This is a genomic window from Streptomyces sp. NRRL F-5755, from assembly GCF_001279365.1.
Taxonomy (GTDB): Bacteria; Actinomycetota; Actinomycetes; order Streptomycetales; family Streptomycetaceae; genus Streptomyces; species Streptomyces rimosus.
The window spans coordinates 36,872-53,218 of sequence record NZ_LGCW01000294.1; the positions used below are offsets into that span (position 1 = coordinate 36,872).

At 73.3% G+C, this 16,347-nt stretch carries 6 protein-coding genes and 1 pseudogene; all 7 read right to left on the reverse strand.

Going from position 1 to position 16,347, the window contains the following annotated elements:
- Nucleotides 1–23: 23 nt before the first annotated feature.
- Nucleotides 24–1,088, reverse strand: coding sequence for a 2,3-diaminopropionate biosynthesis protein SbnA (sbnA, locus tag ADK86_RS31440; RefSeq protein ID WP_078952383.1), 1,065 nt, complete (start codon nt 1,086–1,088; stop codon nt 24–26).
- A 15-nt stretch (nt 1,089–1,103) separates the two neighbouring features.
- The gene (gene sbnB, locus ADK86_RS31445; RefSeq protein ID WP_053699649.1) at nt 1,104–2,192 is read right to left on the reverse strand and encodes a 2,3-diaminopropionate biosynthesis protein SbnB; all 1,089 of its coding nucleotides are present in this window, start codon (nt 2,190–2,192) and stop codon (nt 1,104–1,106) included.
- A gap of 37 nt (nt 2,193–2,229) precedes the next feature.
- On the reverse strand, nt 2,230–3,270 hold the full coding sequence (locus ADK86_RS31450; protein ID WP_053699650.1) for a TauD/TfdA family dioxygenase: 1,041 nt from the start codon (nt 3,268–3,270) through the stop codon (nt 2,230–2,232).
- Complete coding sequence (locus tag ADK86_RS31455; protein WP_053699651.1) at nt 3,267–5,789, reverse strand: non-ribosomal peptide synthetase; 2,523 nt, start codon at nt 5,787–5,789, stop codon at nt 3,267–3,269. The genes ADK86_RS31450 and ADK86_RS31455 overlap by 4 nt, the downstream gene beginning before the upstream one ends.
- An 88-nt stretch (nt 5,790–5,877) precedes the next feature.
- Nucleotides 5,878–6,096 (reverse strand): MbtH family protein, encoded by a 219-nt coding sequence (locus tag ADK86_RS31460; RefSeq protein WP_003982967.1) that lies wholly within the window; start codon nt 6,094–6,096, stop codon nt 5,878–5,880.
- A 70-nt stretch (nt 6,097–6,166) separates the two neighbouring features.
- Complete coding sequence (locus ADK86_RS31465; protein WP_420718890.1) at nt 6,167–15,637, reverse strand: amino acid adenylation domain-containing protein; 9,471 nt, start codon at nt 15,635–15,637, stop codon at nt 6,167–6,169.
- Between the two features lie 238 nt (nt 15,638–15,875).
- Nucleotides 15,876–16,214: pseudogene (locus tag ADK86_RS45760) on the reverse strand (class I SAM-dependent methyltransferase); the annotation flags it as partial.
- Nucleotides 16,215–16,347 lie beyond the last annotated feature (133 nt).

The window sequence follows — 16,347 nt, forward strand, 5'->3', positions numbered from 1 at the left end:
GCGGTGGCCGTGCGGCGGCGCGGTCACCGCGCCGCCGACCCCGCGCCCAGCGTGCATGGTTGCGCCGGTTCACACGCGTCCTCCGGCGCCCCGTAGCCGTCCTCGGCCGGGCCCCCGGAGACCTCCGTGTCCTCCTCGTACGGGACGTCCCCGTAGACGTTCCGTACCCACGACTCCTGGTAGATGGTGTCCAGGTAGCGCTCGCCCAGGTCGGGTGAGATGGCCACGGCCGTGCCGGGGGCGCCGGAGCGGTGGGCGGCCAGCCAGCGCCGGGCCCCGGCGACGACCGTGCCGGTGGACCCGCCGAACAGGAATCCGGCGGCGGCCAGCCGGTGGCAGGTCCGTACCGTCTCGGGCTCCGGCACGATCACCACGTCGTCCACCAGGGAGGGGTCGAGCTGCGGCGGCCGGACGCCCGCGCCGAGCCCCGGGATCATACGGGTGCGCGGCGGTCCGCCGAAGGTCACCGAACCGGCCGTGTCCACGGCCACCACGGTCACCGGGCGCGTCCACTGCCGGAAGAAGCGGGCGCACCCCATCAGCGTGCCGGTGGTGCCCGCGCCGACGAAGAGCACGTCCAGGTCCGGGAACTGGCGGGCGATCGCGGGGGCGGTGGTGTGCTGGTGGGCGAGGGCGTTGTACGGGTTGGTGTACTGGTTCAGCCAGACGTACCGGGTGTCGGAGGCGCACCGTTCGCGGACGTACCGCAGCCGTGCGCCGAGGTAACCGCCTTGTTCGTCGGGCCGGTCGACCGTGTGCACCTCGGCGCCCATGGCCTCCATCAGGCGCCGGGTGCCGACGTTGCAGCGCGCGTCGGTCACGCACAGGAAGCGGTGGCCTCGGTCCGCCGCAATCATGGCGAGCGCCACGCCCAGGTTCCCGGACGACGACTCCACCAGGACCGACCCCGCGCGCAGCGCGCCGGAGCGCTCGGCCGCCTCGACCATGGCCGCGGCGGCCTTGAGCTTGACGGAGCCGGCGAAGTTGAAGCCCTCGCACTTCAGGTGCAGTGCGGTGCCCAGCACCGGGCGCAGGTCGACGTACAGGTCGTCGGTGTTGAACTCCTGGGGAGAGGTGATCACCGGCACCGCGGCCACCCCGCCTCACGCATGGCCGCCACCGCCCGCCCCGTCGCCCGCCGGTCCGGGCGTCTTCGCCGGGTCGTCGCCGTAGCGGCTGGTCTCGTGGAAGAAGTCGTCGACGACCTTGAGGGTGCCTTCGGCGGCCACTTGGTCGTAGACGTACTTGCTGACCGCGAGGTCCAGGACACCCAGCCCGAACGGTGAGAACACCACGGTCCGGCCGGCAGGCACCGTGGTCCGGCCGGTCATGACGTCGTAGAGGGTGCCGTCGATGAAGTCCCGGTTGCCGGTTTGCTGTTCGGCGAGGTGCGGCGAGGTGTCGGCCTTCAGGCAGTGTTCGATGTCGTCGACGATGTTGGCCGACTCCAGGATGACGCCGGGTGCCAGGTCGCGCAGTGACACGTGCAGGACGACCGGGTGGTGGGCGAACCACCCGGGGTCGGTGACGTGCGGGGTGCCCGCGACGGTCGCGAACACCACCAGATCGCTGGACCTGATCAGGTCCTCGGCCCGCTCGTGCACGGTGACCTGCCCGGTGGCGCCGCTGCGCGCCAGGTACGAGCGGAAGCCGCCCGCGTGCTCCAGGTCGAGGTCGTGCACCCCCACCTCGTCGAAGGTCCAGCCCGCGCCGTGCAGGTAGGTGTGGATGTAGCGGGCGATGAAGCCGGTGCCGAAGAAGCCGATACGGCGCGGCCGGCCGCGCTCCTTGGTCAGTACGTCGGCGGCGAGGGCGGCGGAGGCCGCGGTGCGCGCGGCGCTGATGATGGAGCTCTCCATGCAGGCGATCGGGTAGCCGGTGGCCTGGTCGTTGAGCACGACGACGGCGGAGGCGCGCGGGATGCCCGCCTCGATGTTCTCCGGGAAGCTGGAGATCCATTTGATGCCGTCGACCTTGCTCTGCCCGCCGATGGAGGCCGGCAGCGCGATGATGCGCGAGGAGGGACGGTCGGGGAAGCGCAGGAAGTACGACGGCGGGTTGACCGTGTCGCCCTCGCCGTGGACGCGGTAGGCCGCTTCGATCAGCGCGATGACGTGCTCCTCCTGGCCGGAGAGCACCTGGTGCACCTGCGAGCCGGGGACGACGGCGAAGGGGGGAATCCGGACGGTCATGAGGGAGCGTGGCTCCGTTTCTCCGAAGGGGCGGGGGTCAGGAGTGGGTGGGCGAGCAGTCGGCGAGCCGTACCGGGGTGCCGAGGACCATGCCCACCTCGCGCGGCCCGGTGAAGGGCTCGCGGCTGTGCGCCATGCGGATGTTGTCGACGAGCAGCACGTCACCGGCCTGCCACGGTTCCCGGAGGGTGGCCGCCTCGTAGACCTCGTTGACGGTGGCGACGGTCTCCGGTTCGAGGGGGGTGCCGTCGCCGTAGCGGGTGTTGAACGCCAGGGCGTCCTGGCCGAGCTGGCGCACCAGGTAGTCGCGGATGGCCGGTTCCATGGTCCATTCGCTGAGGAACGCGATCTGGTTGAACCAGACCCGCTCGCCGGTCAGCGGATGGCTGATCACCGCGGAGCGGCGCTGGCGGGTGCGCAGACTGCCGTCCGGCTGCCAGGTGAAGTCGATGCCGTTGGCCGTGCAGTACGCCTCGGCCTCGGCCCGGTCCTCGGTGCCGAACGCCTCCGTCCAGCCCAGCCCGACCACGCTGTTGTACGAGCGGGTCAGCTGCCAGCCCTGCGCCGTGAACCGCTCGACGATCGGAGCGGGCAGGTCGGCGAGGACCCGGCGGGCGTCGGCGAGGCCGGTCACGCCGCCGGTGGCGGGCGGGGTGAAGCAGCCGATGGCCAGCAGCCGGGGGAACTCCAGCGCGTAGCTCAGCTCGTGGTGCATGCACATGGGCTGGTCCGGCGGCCACTCCAGGGAGGAGGACACCGGTCCGCCGAGCGGGCGGCGGCGGGCGAACGCCTCGCGCTCGGGCACGGCCGGGCCGGTGACGGGTCCGGCCAGCCGTCCCAGCGCGGCGGCGTCGCGTACGCCCAGGCCGCGGACGAGGACGGCGCCGTGGCGCAGCAGCGCGGCCTCCAGCGCCGGGCCGCGCTCGGCGGCCCAGTCGCCGAGGTCGGCGGCGGGCACGGCTTCGTCCACGTGCAGGACCGGCGGCTTGCCGGGGGCGAGTTCGAGGGCGGCCTCCAGGTCCGGGGCCGGTGCGTCCGCGGACTGCGGTACGGCGTCGGTGGCGGGCGGCTGTGTCATGCGCTGATGTCCTTCTGCTGGTCGTTCTCGTCCATGGCCGCGGCGAGTTCGGACAGGACCGGGAGCCGGACGATGTCCTCCAGCGTCACCGCGTCCCCGATGGCCACGCCCAGCCGTACGGCGGACAGCGAGGTGCCGCCGGACTCGAAGAAGTGCTGGTCGCGGCCGATGCTCTCGACGGGTATCCGCAGCACCTCGGCCCACAGCCGGGCGAGCCGCCGTTCGGTGCCGGTCCGGGGCGCGGTGCCGTCCGTACCGGCGTCGGACGCGGTGCGGACCGTGGCCAGTTCACCGGCGTGCCGGACCAGGGCCTTGCGGTCGGTCTTGCCGTTGCCGGTCAGCGGCAGGGCCGGCAGGTGGTGGAAGTACTGGGGAACCATGTACGCGGGCAGGGCCTCGCCCAGCGTCCGCCGGATCTCCGCCTCGTCGAGCGGGGCGTCGGCGGCGTAGCAGGCGACGAGGTGCTTGCCGTGGTCGGGGCTCTCCAGCACCACGACACCGGCGTCCCGCACGCCGGGCACCCGCAGCAGCCGGTTCTCGATCTCGCCGATCTCGATGCGGAAGCCGCGGATCTTGGTCTGCGCGTCCCGGCGGCCCAGGAACTCCAGGCTGCCGCTGGGGAGCCACCGGCCGATGTCGCCGGAGCGGTAGAGCCGCTCCCCGGGCCGGTGCGGGTCGCTGCCGAACGCGGCGGCGGTCCGCTCGGGGTCGTTGATGTAGCCGCGGCCGACGCAGACGCCGGAGAAGACGATCTCACCGGGTGCGCCGAGCGGTACGGGGGCGAGCGCCTCGTCCACGACGTACACGCGGACGTTGTTGACCGCCGGGCCGAGCGGCACCCGGTCCGTCTCCGGGACCCGGTCCATCACCTCGTGGTTGGTGTCGTCACAGGTCTCGGTGAGGCCGTAGGCGTTGACCAGCTTGATGCCGGGGTACGCCGCGAACCACCGCTCGGCCAGCTCCTTCTTCAGCGCCTCACCGGTCGCCGAGACGCTGCGCAGCCGGCCCAGGGGCCGCGGGTGCTCCTCCAGGTAGGTGAGCATCACCTCCAGGTAGGAGGGCACCACCTGGAGGACCTCCACGTCCCCGTCGACGACGCTGTCCACGTAGCGCCGTACGTCGAGGATGTCGCGCTGCCCGATGATCCGGGTGCGGCCGCCCACCAGCAGGGCGCTGACGAGCTGCCACAGCGAGATGTCGAAGCACTGCGGCGCGGTCTGCGCGACGGTCTGCTCCGGGCCGATCTCCAGGTCGTCGATCTTCGCGAAGAGGTGGTTGACCAGGCCCGCGTGCTCGCACATCGCGCCCTTGGGCTCGCCGGTCGAGCCGGAGGTGAAGTAGATGTACGCGAGCCTGTCGGCGGCCACGGGCACGCCGGGGTCGGTGTCGTGCGCGCCGTCGGCGGCCGCCTCGGTCATCTCGGTGATCAGCAGGCGCGCGGTCGCGCCGTGGTCCGTCAGCGCCTCGTCGAGGGCGGCGGTGGCGCCGGGCTCGGTGAGCACGAAGCGGCAGGCGCTGCGGGTGAGCATGGCGGCGATGCGGCCGGCCGGGAAGTGCGGTTCGACGGGCAGGTAGACGCCGCCCGCCTTGAAGACGCCGAGCACGGCGGCCAGCCAGTCGAGGTGGCGTTCGGTGACCACGGCCACCACGTCCTCGGGCTCCAGGCCGCGGTGCAGCAGGGCATGGGCGACGCGGTTGGCCCGGCGGTTCAGCTCGTCGTACGTCCATGAGGCGCCGTCGTGTTCGGCGGCGGTGCGGCCGGGGTGCTGCCGTACCCGCTCCTCGAACAGTTCGTGCACGCGCCGGTCGGGCACCGGGCGTTCCGGGCCCGCCAGGCCGTCGATCTGGTACGCCAGTTCGTCGGCGGACAGCAGGCTCTGCCGGTGGTGGGCGGCCTTCGGGTCGGCGGCCAGGTGTTCCAGGGCAGCCACGTGATAACCGGCGATCCGTTCCGCGTACGGCAGGTCGACGACGTCCGCACGGCCGTCCAGCCGCAGGTGCAGGCCGTTCTCGGGTGTGCCGCCGAAGGCGACGCGCAGTACGAGGTGTGTGCCCGCGTCCGCCAGGTCCTTGAGCTCGGGTCCGGCCGGTCCGGCGGTGTCGCCGAGCGTGGAGAGGTCGCACACGACCTCGTACCGCTGTTCCGTGTCCCCGGGGCCCGCCGCGCCGTCGGCCGCGCGGTGGGCGGCGAGCACCAGTTGCTCCCAGTCGCCGTCCGCCACCGGCACCCGGCACGGCCGGTGCGCGCCGCCGTCGCCGGGCGCGGCCCGGCCCGTCAGCACGTCCGTCTCGCCGGTGAGCGCCGACAGCACCTTGGCGTGCGCCGCGAGGAGGACGGCGCCGACCGGCACACCGAGCCGTTCGGCGAGCCCGGTGAGCGCCGGGGCCAGGGAGTCGGGGACCCGGCACGTGTACGCGGTGGCGAGCCCGCCGTCCTGCTGTGGCTCGGTGCGCCATCGCGGGATGGCGGAAACGGTCCCGGACCCGCTGGGGGAACCGGTGTCTGTCGGTGTGGCCATGTTCTCTGTGCCTTCGCCGGAGGAGTGGTGACCGGGGGCGCCGTACGCGGTGGGCGCCCCCGTGGCTGCTGCGCTCTGCGGACGCGTCTCAGGACCCGGCGGCCGCCATGGCCTCGACCAGGGTGGCCGGACGCATGTCGGTCCAGTGCTCCTCGACGTAGGCGAGGCAGGCGTCCCGGGTGTCCGCGGTCTTGGCGACGGTCCAGCCGTCGGGGACCTCGATGAAGGCGGGCCAGAGGGAGTGCTGCTTCTCGTCGTTGACGAGTACGAGGTAGCTGGCGTCCGGGTTCTCGAACGGGTTGGTCATCTCGGGTCCTTAACTTTTTCTCGGTGGGCGGACGGCGCCGGGAAGGCGCCGTCCGGTCGTATGTCGTGGCTCAGGTGCGGTCGGTGGGCCGGGGCATCCGGCGCAGGGCGGGCCGCTTGGCGGCCGGTTTCGGTGCCGCCGCCAGGCGTTCGGCCAGCCCGGCGACGGTCGGCGCCTCGAAGACGGTGCCGATGGCGACCTCCGTGCCCAGCGCCGCGCGGATGCGGCTGACCAGGCGGGTGGCGAGCAGCGAGTGCCCGCCGAGGTCGAAGAAACTGTCGTCGATGGAGACCCGCTCCACGCCGAGCACTTCGGCGAACAGGCCGCAGAGGGTGGTCTCCTGCTCGGTTCGGGGCTTGCGGCCGCCGGCCGTGGCCGCGTAGTCGGGCACCGGGAGGGCCTTGCGGTCCACCTTGCCGTTGGGCGTCAGCGGCAGCCGGTCGAGGACCATGACGGCCGACGGGACCATGTACTCCGGCAGGCGCTCCGACAGGCGCGCGCGGGCCGCCTTGACGACCGCGCCGATGCCGCGGGCGGCGACGGGGTTGTTGGTCCAGGGGCCGCCGGTGGTGGCAGGCAGGTACACGCCCGTCAGGGCCGCGTCCCCGTCGTCCGCCGGGAGGAGCACCGCGTCGAAGAGGGCCACCGACCGCGACGACCAGGTGGGGATCACGTGCAGACCGTGCTCCCTGCCGCGCGCGACCAGGTCTTCCGGATCGACCGGGGCCCCGCCGAAGTCCTCGGCGTCCAGACCGTCCAGGGCCCGTTCCGCCGCCACCTCGGCCACCAGGCGCGCATTGGGTATACCGGTGATACGCAGCGGCCCCTCGGGCAGCGCCCCCAGGTCCAGGCCGGCGCTCCACGCCACCTGCCGGACCCCGGACAGGTCCACAACCCGCTCCGGAGCCTTGTGCAACACCACCTCGTAACGGTGCCGGGTCAGCTCATTGTGGTACGCGCCCGGCTTCAGCCGGACATCCAGCGCGCCCACCCGTTCGTCCCGCTCCGCCAGCTCCGCGAAGAACTCGGGGGCGGTCACCAACTCCTTTTCCAGCAGCACCGCCCGGTCCACGACCGCACGCGCCGACGCCCCACGCCCGGCGTTGACCGCCGCGTGCAGCGCGCGCAGCGAACCGGCATGCCGCACGTCGCCGATCACCAGCCGGCCGCCGGGCGCCAGCAGCTCCAGCGCCTGGCCGACGACCTTGGCCAGGTAGGCGTCGTCCGGGAAGTACTGGATCACCGAGTTGATCAGTACGGTGTCGAACGTGCCGGCCGGCAGTCCCTCCGTCACGTCGGCGGCCTGGCAGCGCAGGTGCACCCGGTCGCCGAGGCCCGCCGCCCGTACCTGGCCGGTCAGCCGCTCGATGACGGCGCCGGACAGATCGGTGCCCCAGTACGCGTCCACGTGCGGGGCCAAGTGCCCCATGAGCAGGCCCGATCCGACGCCGATCTCCAGCACCCGGCAGCCGCCGAAGCCGCGTACCCGCTCGACGATCGCGTCCCGCCAGGCCCGCATCTCGTCCAGCGGGATCGGCTCGCCGGTGTAGGAGCTGTCCCAGCCGGAGAAGTCCTCACCGAGGCCGAAGGTCTCGCCGCCCGGCCCGGAGTAGACCGAGTCGTAGATCTCCCGCCACTCCCCCACCTGCGCGTCGACGCCGGAGGCGGCCTCCTCGACGGCTCCGGCCACCGCGGCGGCGGCGAGGTCGGGCACGACGTAGGCGGCGAGGCGCTGGTCGCCGGGGACGTCCTCGCGGGCCAGGACGACGGCCTGCCGTACGCCCTCGGAGGCGGTCAGCAGCGACTCGATCTCGCCCGGCTCGATACGGAAGCCACGCACCTTGACCTGCTCGTCGGCCCGGCCCAGGTACTCCAGCTGCCCGTCGGCCCGCCAGCGCGCCAGGTCACCGGTCCGGTACATACGCACCCCCGGCTCGAACGGCGACGCCACGAACCGCTCCGCGGTCAGACCCGCGCGGCCAGCGTAACCACGGGCCAGGCCGGCGCCCGCCGCGTACAGTTCGCCGACCACACCCACCGGCACCGGCCGCAGCCCGGCGTCCAGCACATACGCCTTGGTGTTGGCGACCGGACGCCCGATCGGCACCACGCCGCCGGTGAACGTGTCGCTCATGGACACCGCGACCGTGGACTCCGTCGGGCCGTACGCGTTGACGACCTTTCGGCCGCCGGCCGACCAATGCGCCACCAGCTCGGGCGGCGCGGCCTCGGCGCCCACCACCAGGCAGGCGAAGTCCGTCAGCGCGGCACCGGCGCCGTCGGGCAGGGTGGCCACCACCGACGGCGGGATCAGGGCGTGGGTGATGCGCCGGTCGGCGAGGACGCTTTGCAACTGCTCGCCCACCAGGCGCCCGCCCTCCGGCACCACCAGTGTGGCGCCCGACGCGAAGGCGACGACCAGTTCCCAGACGGCCGCGTCGAAGCTGGGCGAGGCGAACTGGAGCACCCGGCTCTGCGCCGTCACCCCCAGGCGTTCCCGCTGGGTGTGGGCCAGGCTCGCCACGCCCCGGTGGGTGACCACCACGCCCTTGGGCAGGCCGGTGGAGCCGGAGGTGTAGATGACGTACGCCGGGTTCTCCGGTGCGACGCGCACGCCCGGGTCGGTGTCCGGGAAGCCGGACAGATCCTGCCGCAGCGCCGCCTCGTCCAGCACCAGCACCGGCGCCGCGTCGGCGAGCAGGTAACGGCGGCGCTCCTCCGGGTAGTCCGGATCGACCGGTACGTACGCGCCGCCCGCCTTCAGTACGGCGAGGACCGCCACCACCAGGTCGGCGGACCGGGGCAGCGCCACCCCGACCAGGTGCTCCGGGCCCACGCCCTGCCCGGCCAGCCAGTGCGCCAGCCGGTTCACCCGTGCGTCCAGCTCCCCGTAGGAGAGCGACAGGTCACCCGCCACGAGGGCGGTCGCGTCCGGGGTGCGGCGGGCGTGCTCGGCGACGAACCCGGCGAGGGTGGTGCCGGGCACCTCGGCGGCCGTCCGGTTCCAGCCGGACACCACCTGGTCGCGCTCGCCGCCGGACAGCAGCTCCACCTGGCCGATGCGCAGCGACGGGTCGGCCGTCACCTGCTCCAGCAGCCGTACCCAGCGGTCGAGCAGCGCCTCGACCGTGGACCGGTCGAAGAGGTCGGTCGAGTACTCGACGGTGGCGCTGACGCCCTGTTCGCCGCTGCTCTCGTCCAGGCTGAGCAGCATGTCGAAGCGGGACCTGCCGATGCCGACCGCTTCCGGGCTGACGCGCAGGCCGGGCAGTTCGAAGTCGCTGCGGGGCGTGTTCTGGAGGACCAGGGCGACCTGGAAGAGCGGGTGGTGGGCGGTCGAGCGCTGCGGGTTGAGGACTTCCACCAGGTGCTCGAAGGGGACGTCCTGGTGGGCGTACGCGGCGAGGCTCGACTCCCGTACGCGTGCGAGGAGTTCCTCGAATCCGGGGTCGCCGGAGGTGTCCGTCCGCAGTACGAAGGTGTTGACGAACAGGCCCACCAGATCGTCCAGCGCCTCGTCCGTACGACCGGCCACACCACTGCCCAACGCGATGTCCGTCCCCGCGCCCAGCCGCGTCAGCAACGCCGCCATACCGGCCTGGAGAACCATGAACACCGTCGCGTTCGCGCGGCGGGCCAGCGCCACCAGACGCTGGTGCAGCTCGGCCGTCAGCTCGTAGTCGAGGTGGGTGCCCTCGTACGTGGCGACCGCCGGGCGCGGCCGGTCGGCGGGGAACGTCACCTGCTCCGGTACGCCCGCCAACTGCCGCCGCCAGTAGGCGACCTGCTGGGCATAGAGGCTGTCCGGATCGCTCTCGTCACCGAGCAGTTCGCGCTGCCACAGGGTGTAGTCCGCGTACTGCACCGGCAGCTCGGCCCACTGCGGGGCGGCGCCGCGGGAACGCGCGGTATAGGCGGCCACGAAGTCGCGGGCGATCGGGCCCATCGACCAGCCGTCGCCCGCGATGTGGTGGACGAGCAGCAGCAGGACGCCGACCTGCGGGCCGGTACGGAAGAGCCACGCCCGGACCGGGATCTCCCCGGCCAGGTCGAACCCGTACTTCGCCGCCGCGTCGAGGGCGGCCGGCAGCTCCGCCTCGGTGAGGTCCCGGCTCTCCCACGGGAAGTCCGCCTCGGCCGGGTCCAGCACCCGCTGGTGCGGCTCGCCGTCGGTCACCGGGAAGACCGTGCGCAGCGACTCGTGCCGCCCGATCACGTCCCGCAGGGCGGCGCGCAGCGCTTCCGCGTCCACGTCGCCGGTCAGGCGCAGCGCCAGCGGCATGTTGTACGTCGCCGTGCGGCCCTCCAGCTGGTGCAGGAACCACAGGCGGCGCTGGGCGAAGGACAGCGGCACCGTGCCGGGGCGCTCCATCGGGACCAGGGCCGTACGGGTGCGGCCGTTGCCGGTGAGGCGGGCCGCCAGTCCGGCGACGGTCGGCGCCTCGAAGACCGCGGCGATCGGCACCTCGACGCCCAGACTGCCGCGGATGCGGCTGACCAGGCGGGTGGTGAGCAGCGAGTGGCCGCCCAGGTCGAAGAAACTGTCGTCGATACCGACCCGGCCCACGCCCAGCACCTCGGCGAACAGGCCGCACAGCACCTCTTCCTGCGGGGTGCGCGGGGCGCGGCCACCCGGCGTGGCGGCGTACTCGGGTACGGGCAGCGCCTTGCGGTCCAGCTTGCCGTTGGGCGTGAGCGGCAGCCGGTCGAGGACCATGACGGCCGACGGCACCATGTATGCGGGCAGTCGCGCCGCCAGATGGTCGCGGGCCGCCTCGACGATGGCGCCGATGCCCTTGGCGGCCACCGGGTTGTTGGTCCAGGGGCCGCCGGTGGTGGCGGGCAGGTACACGCCCGACAAGGCCGCGTCCCCGTCGTCCGCCGGGAGCAGCACCGCGTCGAACAGGGCCACCGACCGCGACGACCAGGTGGGGATCACGTGCAGACCGTGCTCCCGGCCTTGTTCCACTAGGTCCTGCGGATCGACCGGGGCCCCGCCGAAGTCCTCGGCATCCAGACCGTCCAGGGCCCGTTCCGCCGCCACCTCAGCCATCAGACGCGCATTGGGTATGCCGGTGATACGCAGCGGCCCCTCGGGCAGCGCCCCCAGGTCGAGACCGACGCTCCACGCCACCTGCCGGACCCCGGACAGGTCCACGACCCGCTCGGGCGCCTTGTGGAGGACGACCTCGTAGCGGTGCCGGGTCAGCTCGTTGTGGTACGCGCCGGGCTTGAGCCGGATGTCCAGCGCGCCGGGCTTGAGCCGGATGTCCAGCGCGCCCACCCGCGCGTCCTCCGCCGTGAGGCCCGCGAAGAACTCGGGCGCCACGACCAGTTCCTTCTCCAGCAGGACGGCCCGGTCCACGACGGTCCGCGCCGCCGCGCCCCGCCCGGACTGCACCGCAGCCCGCAGGGTTCGCAGCGACCCGGCGTGCCGTACGTCGCCGATCACCAGGCGGCCGCCGGGCGCGAGCAGGTCGAGCGCCCGGCCGACCACGCGTGTCAGGTACTCCCCGTCGGGGAAGTACTGCACGACGGAGTTGATCAGTACGGTGTCGAAGGACCCGGCCGGGAGCCCCGTCACATCGTCGGCCGCCTGGCTCCGCAGCCGTACGCGCTCGCTCAGCCCCGCCTCGGCCACCTGCTCCGTCAGCCGCTCGACGACGGCGGCCGACAGGTCCGTGCCCCAGTACTCGTCCACGCCGTCGGCCAGGTGCGCCATCAGCAGACCGGAACCCACGCCGATCTCCAGGACACGACGGCCGCCGAACTCCCGCACCCGGTCCACGACCGCGTCCCGCCAGGCGCGCATCTCGCTCAGCGGGATCGGCTCGCCAGTGTAGGAGCTGTCCCAGCCGGAGAAGTCCTCGCCAAAAGCGATGCCCCTGGCGCCGGTCCCGGCGTACACCGAGTCGTAGATCTCCCGCCACTCCTCGACCTGCGCATCCCCGTCGGCCTCCGCGCCAGCACCTGCCCGCGCGGCCACGTCCAGGTCGGGAACGACGTACGCGGCCAGCCGCTGGTCGCCCGGCACGTCCTCGCGGGCCACCACCACGGCCTGCCGTACGCCGTCCGAGGCCGTCAGCAGCGACTCGATCTCGCCGGGCTCGATACGGAAGCCGCGCAGCTTGACCTGTTCGTCGGCGCGGCCGGCGAACTCCAGCTGCCCGTCGGCGCGACGGCGCACCAGGTCACCGGTCCGGTACATCCGCGCGCCCGGCGCGAACGGGCAGGCGACGAAGCGTTCGGCGGTCAGTCCGGGGCGCCCCACGTATCCGCGCGCCACCTGGACGCCGGTCACGTACAGCTCGCCCACGACGCCCACGGGCACCGGCCGCAGGCCCGCGTCCAGGACGAAGGCCCGGGTGTTCCACATGGGCCGGCCGATCGGCACGGCGTGGCCGCCGGCGTCCTCGCCCGTCCAGACGGCGGAGGCGACCTGGATGGTCATCTCGGTGGGGCCGTACAGGTTGGACAGCTCGCAGTTCCAGGCCGTGCTGATGCGCGCGGCCAGGTCGGGGCGGAGGGCCTCGCCGCTGGACCAGATGTGGCGGACCGCGTGCCCGGCGGGCGGCTCGGGCAGGGTGGCCAGCAGGGACGGCGGGAACTGGGCGACGGTGACGCCGTTTTCCGCGATGTGGGCGACCAGCCGCTGCGGGTCGCGGACCACGTCGGCGGGCGCCACGCTGATCGCGGCACCGGTCAGCAGCGGGAACCAGATCTCCAGGCCCACCGAGTCGAACCGCACCGACGTACGGAACAGCAGCACGTCACCGGGGCCCACCGGGTAGGCGGCCCGCATCCACTGGAGGTTGTTGGCCAGGCCGCGGTGCTCGACGAGGACGCCCTTGGGGCGGCCGGTGGAGCCGGAGGTGTAGATCACGTACAGCGGACTGGCGGGGGTCAGCGGTGTGGTGCGCTCGCTGTCCGCCAGGTTGCCCGCGGCGTGCCGCGCGACGGCTTCGGTGGTCTCCGCGTCGTCGAGGACGACGGCCGGGACGCCCGCGGCGGCCGTGTCCAGGCCGCTGTCCCGGGCGACCAGAGCCAGCCGGGGCCGGGCGTCGCGGAGCGTGGCCAGCAGCCGTTCGGCCGGGTCGTCGGGGTCCAGCGGCAGGTAGGCGCCGCCGGCCTTGAGGACGCCGAGAAGGGCCACGACGGTCTCCGCCGAGCGGGGCAGCGCGACCGCGACCAGCCGCTCGGGTCCGACGCCGAGCCCGACGAGGTGCCGGGCGAGCCGGTTGGCGCGCGCGTTCAGCTCGGCGTAGGTGAGCGCGGTGTCGCCGTGCAGGACGGCGGTGGCCTCGGGCGACCGGTCGACCTGTGCCTCGACCAGGTCCACCAGGGTGCCCGGGTGGACGTCGGCCGCGGTGTCGTTCCAGTGCTCCAGCAGTTGCCGGCGCTCCTGCCCGGTGAGCAGGTCGGCCTGGCCGATCAGCCGCTCGGGCGCGTCCAGGGCCTGTTCCAGCAGCCGTATCCAGCGGGCGACGAGGCTTTCGACGGTGGACCGGTCGAAGAGGTCGGTGGCGTACTCGACCAGCGTCGCGATGCCGGCCGGGCGGCCCGCCGCGTCGTACTGCTCGGTGAGCGAGAGCAGCATGTCGAAGCGCGAGGTGCCCGCGTCCACCTCTTCCATCCGGACTCGCAGGCCGGGCAGGGTGAAGTCCCCCTGGTCGGTGTTCTGGAGGACCAGGGCGACCTGGAAGAGCGGGTGGTAGGCGGTCGAACGCTGCGGGTTCAGCAGCTCCACCAGGTGCTCGAAGGGGACGTCCTGGTGGGCGTACGCGGCGAGGCTCGACTCCCGTACGCGGCCCAGCAGTTCCTCGAAGCTCGGGTCGCCCGAGGTGTCCGTCCGCAGCACGAAGGTGTTGACGAACAGGCCCACCAGGTCGTCCAGCGCCTCGTCCGTACGACCGGCCACCCCACTGCCCAGCGCGATGTCCGTCCCCGCGCCCAGCCGCGTCAGCAACGCCGCCATACCGGCCTGCAGCGCCATGAAGACCGTCGCGCCCGAGGCGCGGGACAGGTCCGCGAGGCGCTGGTGCAGCGCGGCGTCGATGGTGAACTCCGCGTACGAGCCCTGGTACGAGGCGACCGCCGGGCGGGGCCGGTCGGTGGGGAACGTCACCTGCTCGGGCAGGTCGGCGAGCTGGGCGCGCCAGTAGGCGACCTGGCGGCTGAACAGGCTGTCCGGGTCGGACTCGTCGCCGAGCAGTTCGCGCTGCCACAGGGTGTAGTCCGCGTACTGCACCGGCAGCTCCGGCCACTGCGGGGCCGTGTCCTGGACGCGGGCGGTGTAGGCGGCGACCACGTCGCGGGCCAGCGGGCCCATGGACCAGCCGTCGCCCGCGATGTGGTGCAGCAGGAGCAGCAGCACGCTGTCCTGCGGCCCGGCTTCGAAGAGCCAGGCGCGCACCGGCGGCTCACCGGCCAGGTCGAAGCCGTACCGGGCGGCTTCCTCCATCGCCGACGGCAGGTCCGCCTCGGTGACCGTGCGGCGCTCCCATGCGAAGTCCGCCCCGTCCGGGTCCAGCACCCGCTGGTACGGCTCGCCGTCGGTCTCCGGGAAGACCGTACGCAGCGACTCGTGCCGTCCGATCACGTCGCGCAGGGCCGCGTGCAGTGCTTCCGCGTCCACGTCGCCGGTCAGGCGCAGCGCCAGCGGCATGTTGTACGTGGCGGACGGGCCTTCCAGTTTGTGCAGGAACCACAGGCGGCGCTGGGCCGACGACAGCGGCACCCGGTCGGGGCGCGCCACCCGGGTGAGCGCCGTACGGGTGTGCCCGCCCGGGGCCAGCCGTGCCACCAGTTCGGCGACGGTCGGCGCCTCGAACACGTCCTTGATCGGCAGCTCGGTGCCGAGGACGCTGCGGATGCGGCTGACCAGGCGGGTGGCGAGCAGGGAGTGCCCGCCCAGGTCGAAGAAGCTGTCGTCGATGCCCACCCGGTCCACGCCCAGCACCTCGGCGTAGAGGCCGCACAGGACCTCTTCCTGCGGGGTGCGGGGCTTGCGGCCGTCCGTCGTGGCGGCGTACTCGGGTACGGGCAGGGCCTTGCGGTCCAGCTTGCCGTTCGGGGTGAGCGGCAGCCGGTCGAGGACCATGACGGCGGAGGGGACCATGTACTCCGGCAGGCGCTCGGCGAGGCGCGCGCGGGCCGCCTTCACGACGGCGCCGATGCCGCGGGCGGCAACCGGGGTGTTGGTCCAGGGGCCGCCGGTGGCGGCGGGCACGTAGACGCCGGAGAGCGCGGCATCGTCCGCGCCGTCCGGCAGCACGACGGCGTCGAACAGCGCCACCGAACGCGACGACCAGGTGGGCACGATCCGGAGTCCGTGCTCACGGCCCCGCGCGACCAGGTCGTCCGGGTCCACGGCCGGGCCGTCGAACTCCTCGGCGTCCCGGCCGTCCAGCGCCCGCTCCAGGGCCGCCTCGGCGACCAGGCGCGCGTTGGGTACGCCGGTCAGGCGCAGCGGTCCCTCGGGCAGCTGCGCCAGATCGGTACCGGTGCTCCAGGCCACCTGCCGGACCCCGGCGAGGTCCACGACCCGCTCGGGCGCCTTGTGGAGGACGACCTCGTAGCGGTGCCGGGTCAGCTCGTTGTGGTACGCGCCGGGCTTGAGCCGGATGTCCAGCGGTGACGAGTTCCTTCTCCAGGAGCACGGCGCGGTCCACCGCGGCCCGTGCGGACGCGCCGCGACCGGCGTGCACCGCGGCATGCAGCGCGCGCAGCGAACCGGCGTGCCGGACATCACCGATGACCAGGCGGCCGCCGGGAGCCAGCAGCTCCAGCGCCCGGTCGACGACCCTGGCCAGGTACTCCCCGTCCGGGAAGTACTGCACCACGGAGTTGATCAGCACGGTGTCGAAGGAGCCGGACGGCAGGCCGTCCACATCGTCGGCCGCCTGGGCACGCAGCCGTACGCGCTCGCTCAGCCCCGCCTCCGCCACCTGTACCGACAGCCGCTCGATCACGGCGCCGGACAGGTCCGTGCCCCAGTACTCGTCCACGTCCCGCGCGAGGTGGGCCATCAGCAGACCGGCACCCACACCGATCTCCAGCACCCGCGAGCCGCCGAACTCCCGCACCCGCTGCACGATGGCGTCCCGCCAGGCCCGCATCTCGCTCAGCGGGATCGGCTCACCGGTGTAGGAACTGTCCCAGCCGGAGAAGTCCTCGCCGAAGGCGATGCCCTTCGTACCCGTCTCGGCGTACACCGAGTCGTAGATCTCCCGCCACTCCTCGACCTGCGCG

What these genes read in the sequence shown, in the direction of transcription:
- sbnB (WP_053699649.1), bottom strand. Translation starts at nt 2,192, where the DNA reads ATGACCGTCCGGATTCCCCCCTTCGCCGTCGTCCCCGGCTCGCAGGTG.
- ADK86_RS31450 (WP_053699650.1), bottom strand. Translation starts at nt 3,270, where the DNA reads ATGACACAGCCGCCCGCCACCGACGCCGTACCGCAGTCCGCGGACGCA.
- ADK86_RS31455 (WP_053699651.1), bottom strand. Translation starts at nt 5,789, where the DNA reads ATGGCCACACCGACAGACACCGGTTCCCCCAGCGGGTCCGGGACCGTT.
- ADK86_RS31460 (WP_003982967.1), bottom strand. Translation starts at nt 6,096, where the DNA reads ATGACCAACCCGTTCGAGAACCCGGACGCCAGCTACCTCGTACTCGTC.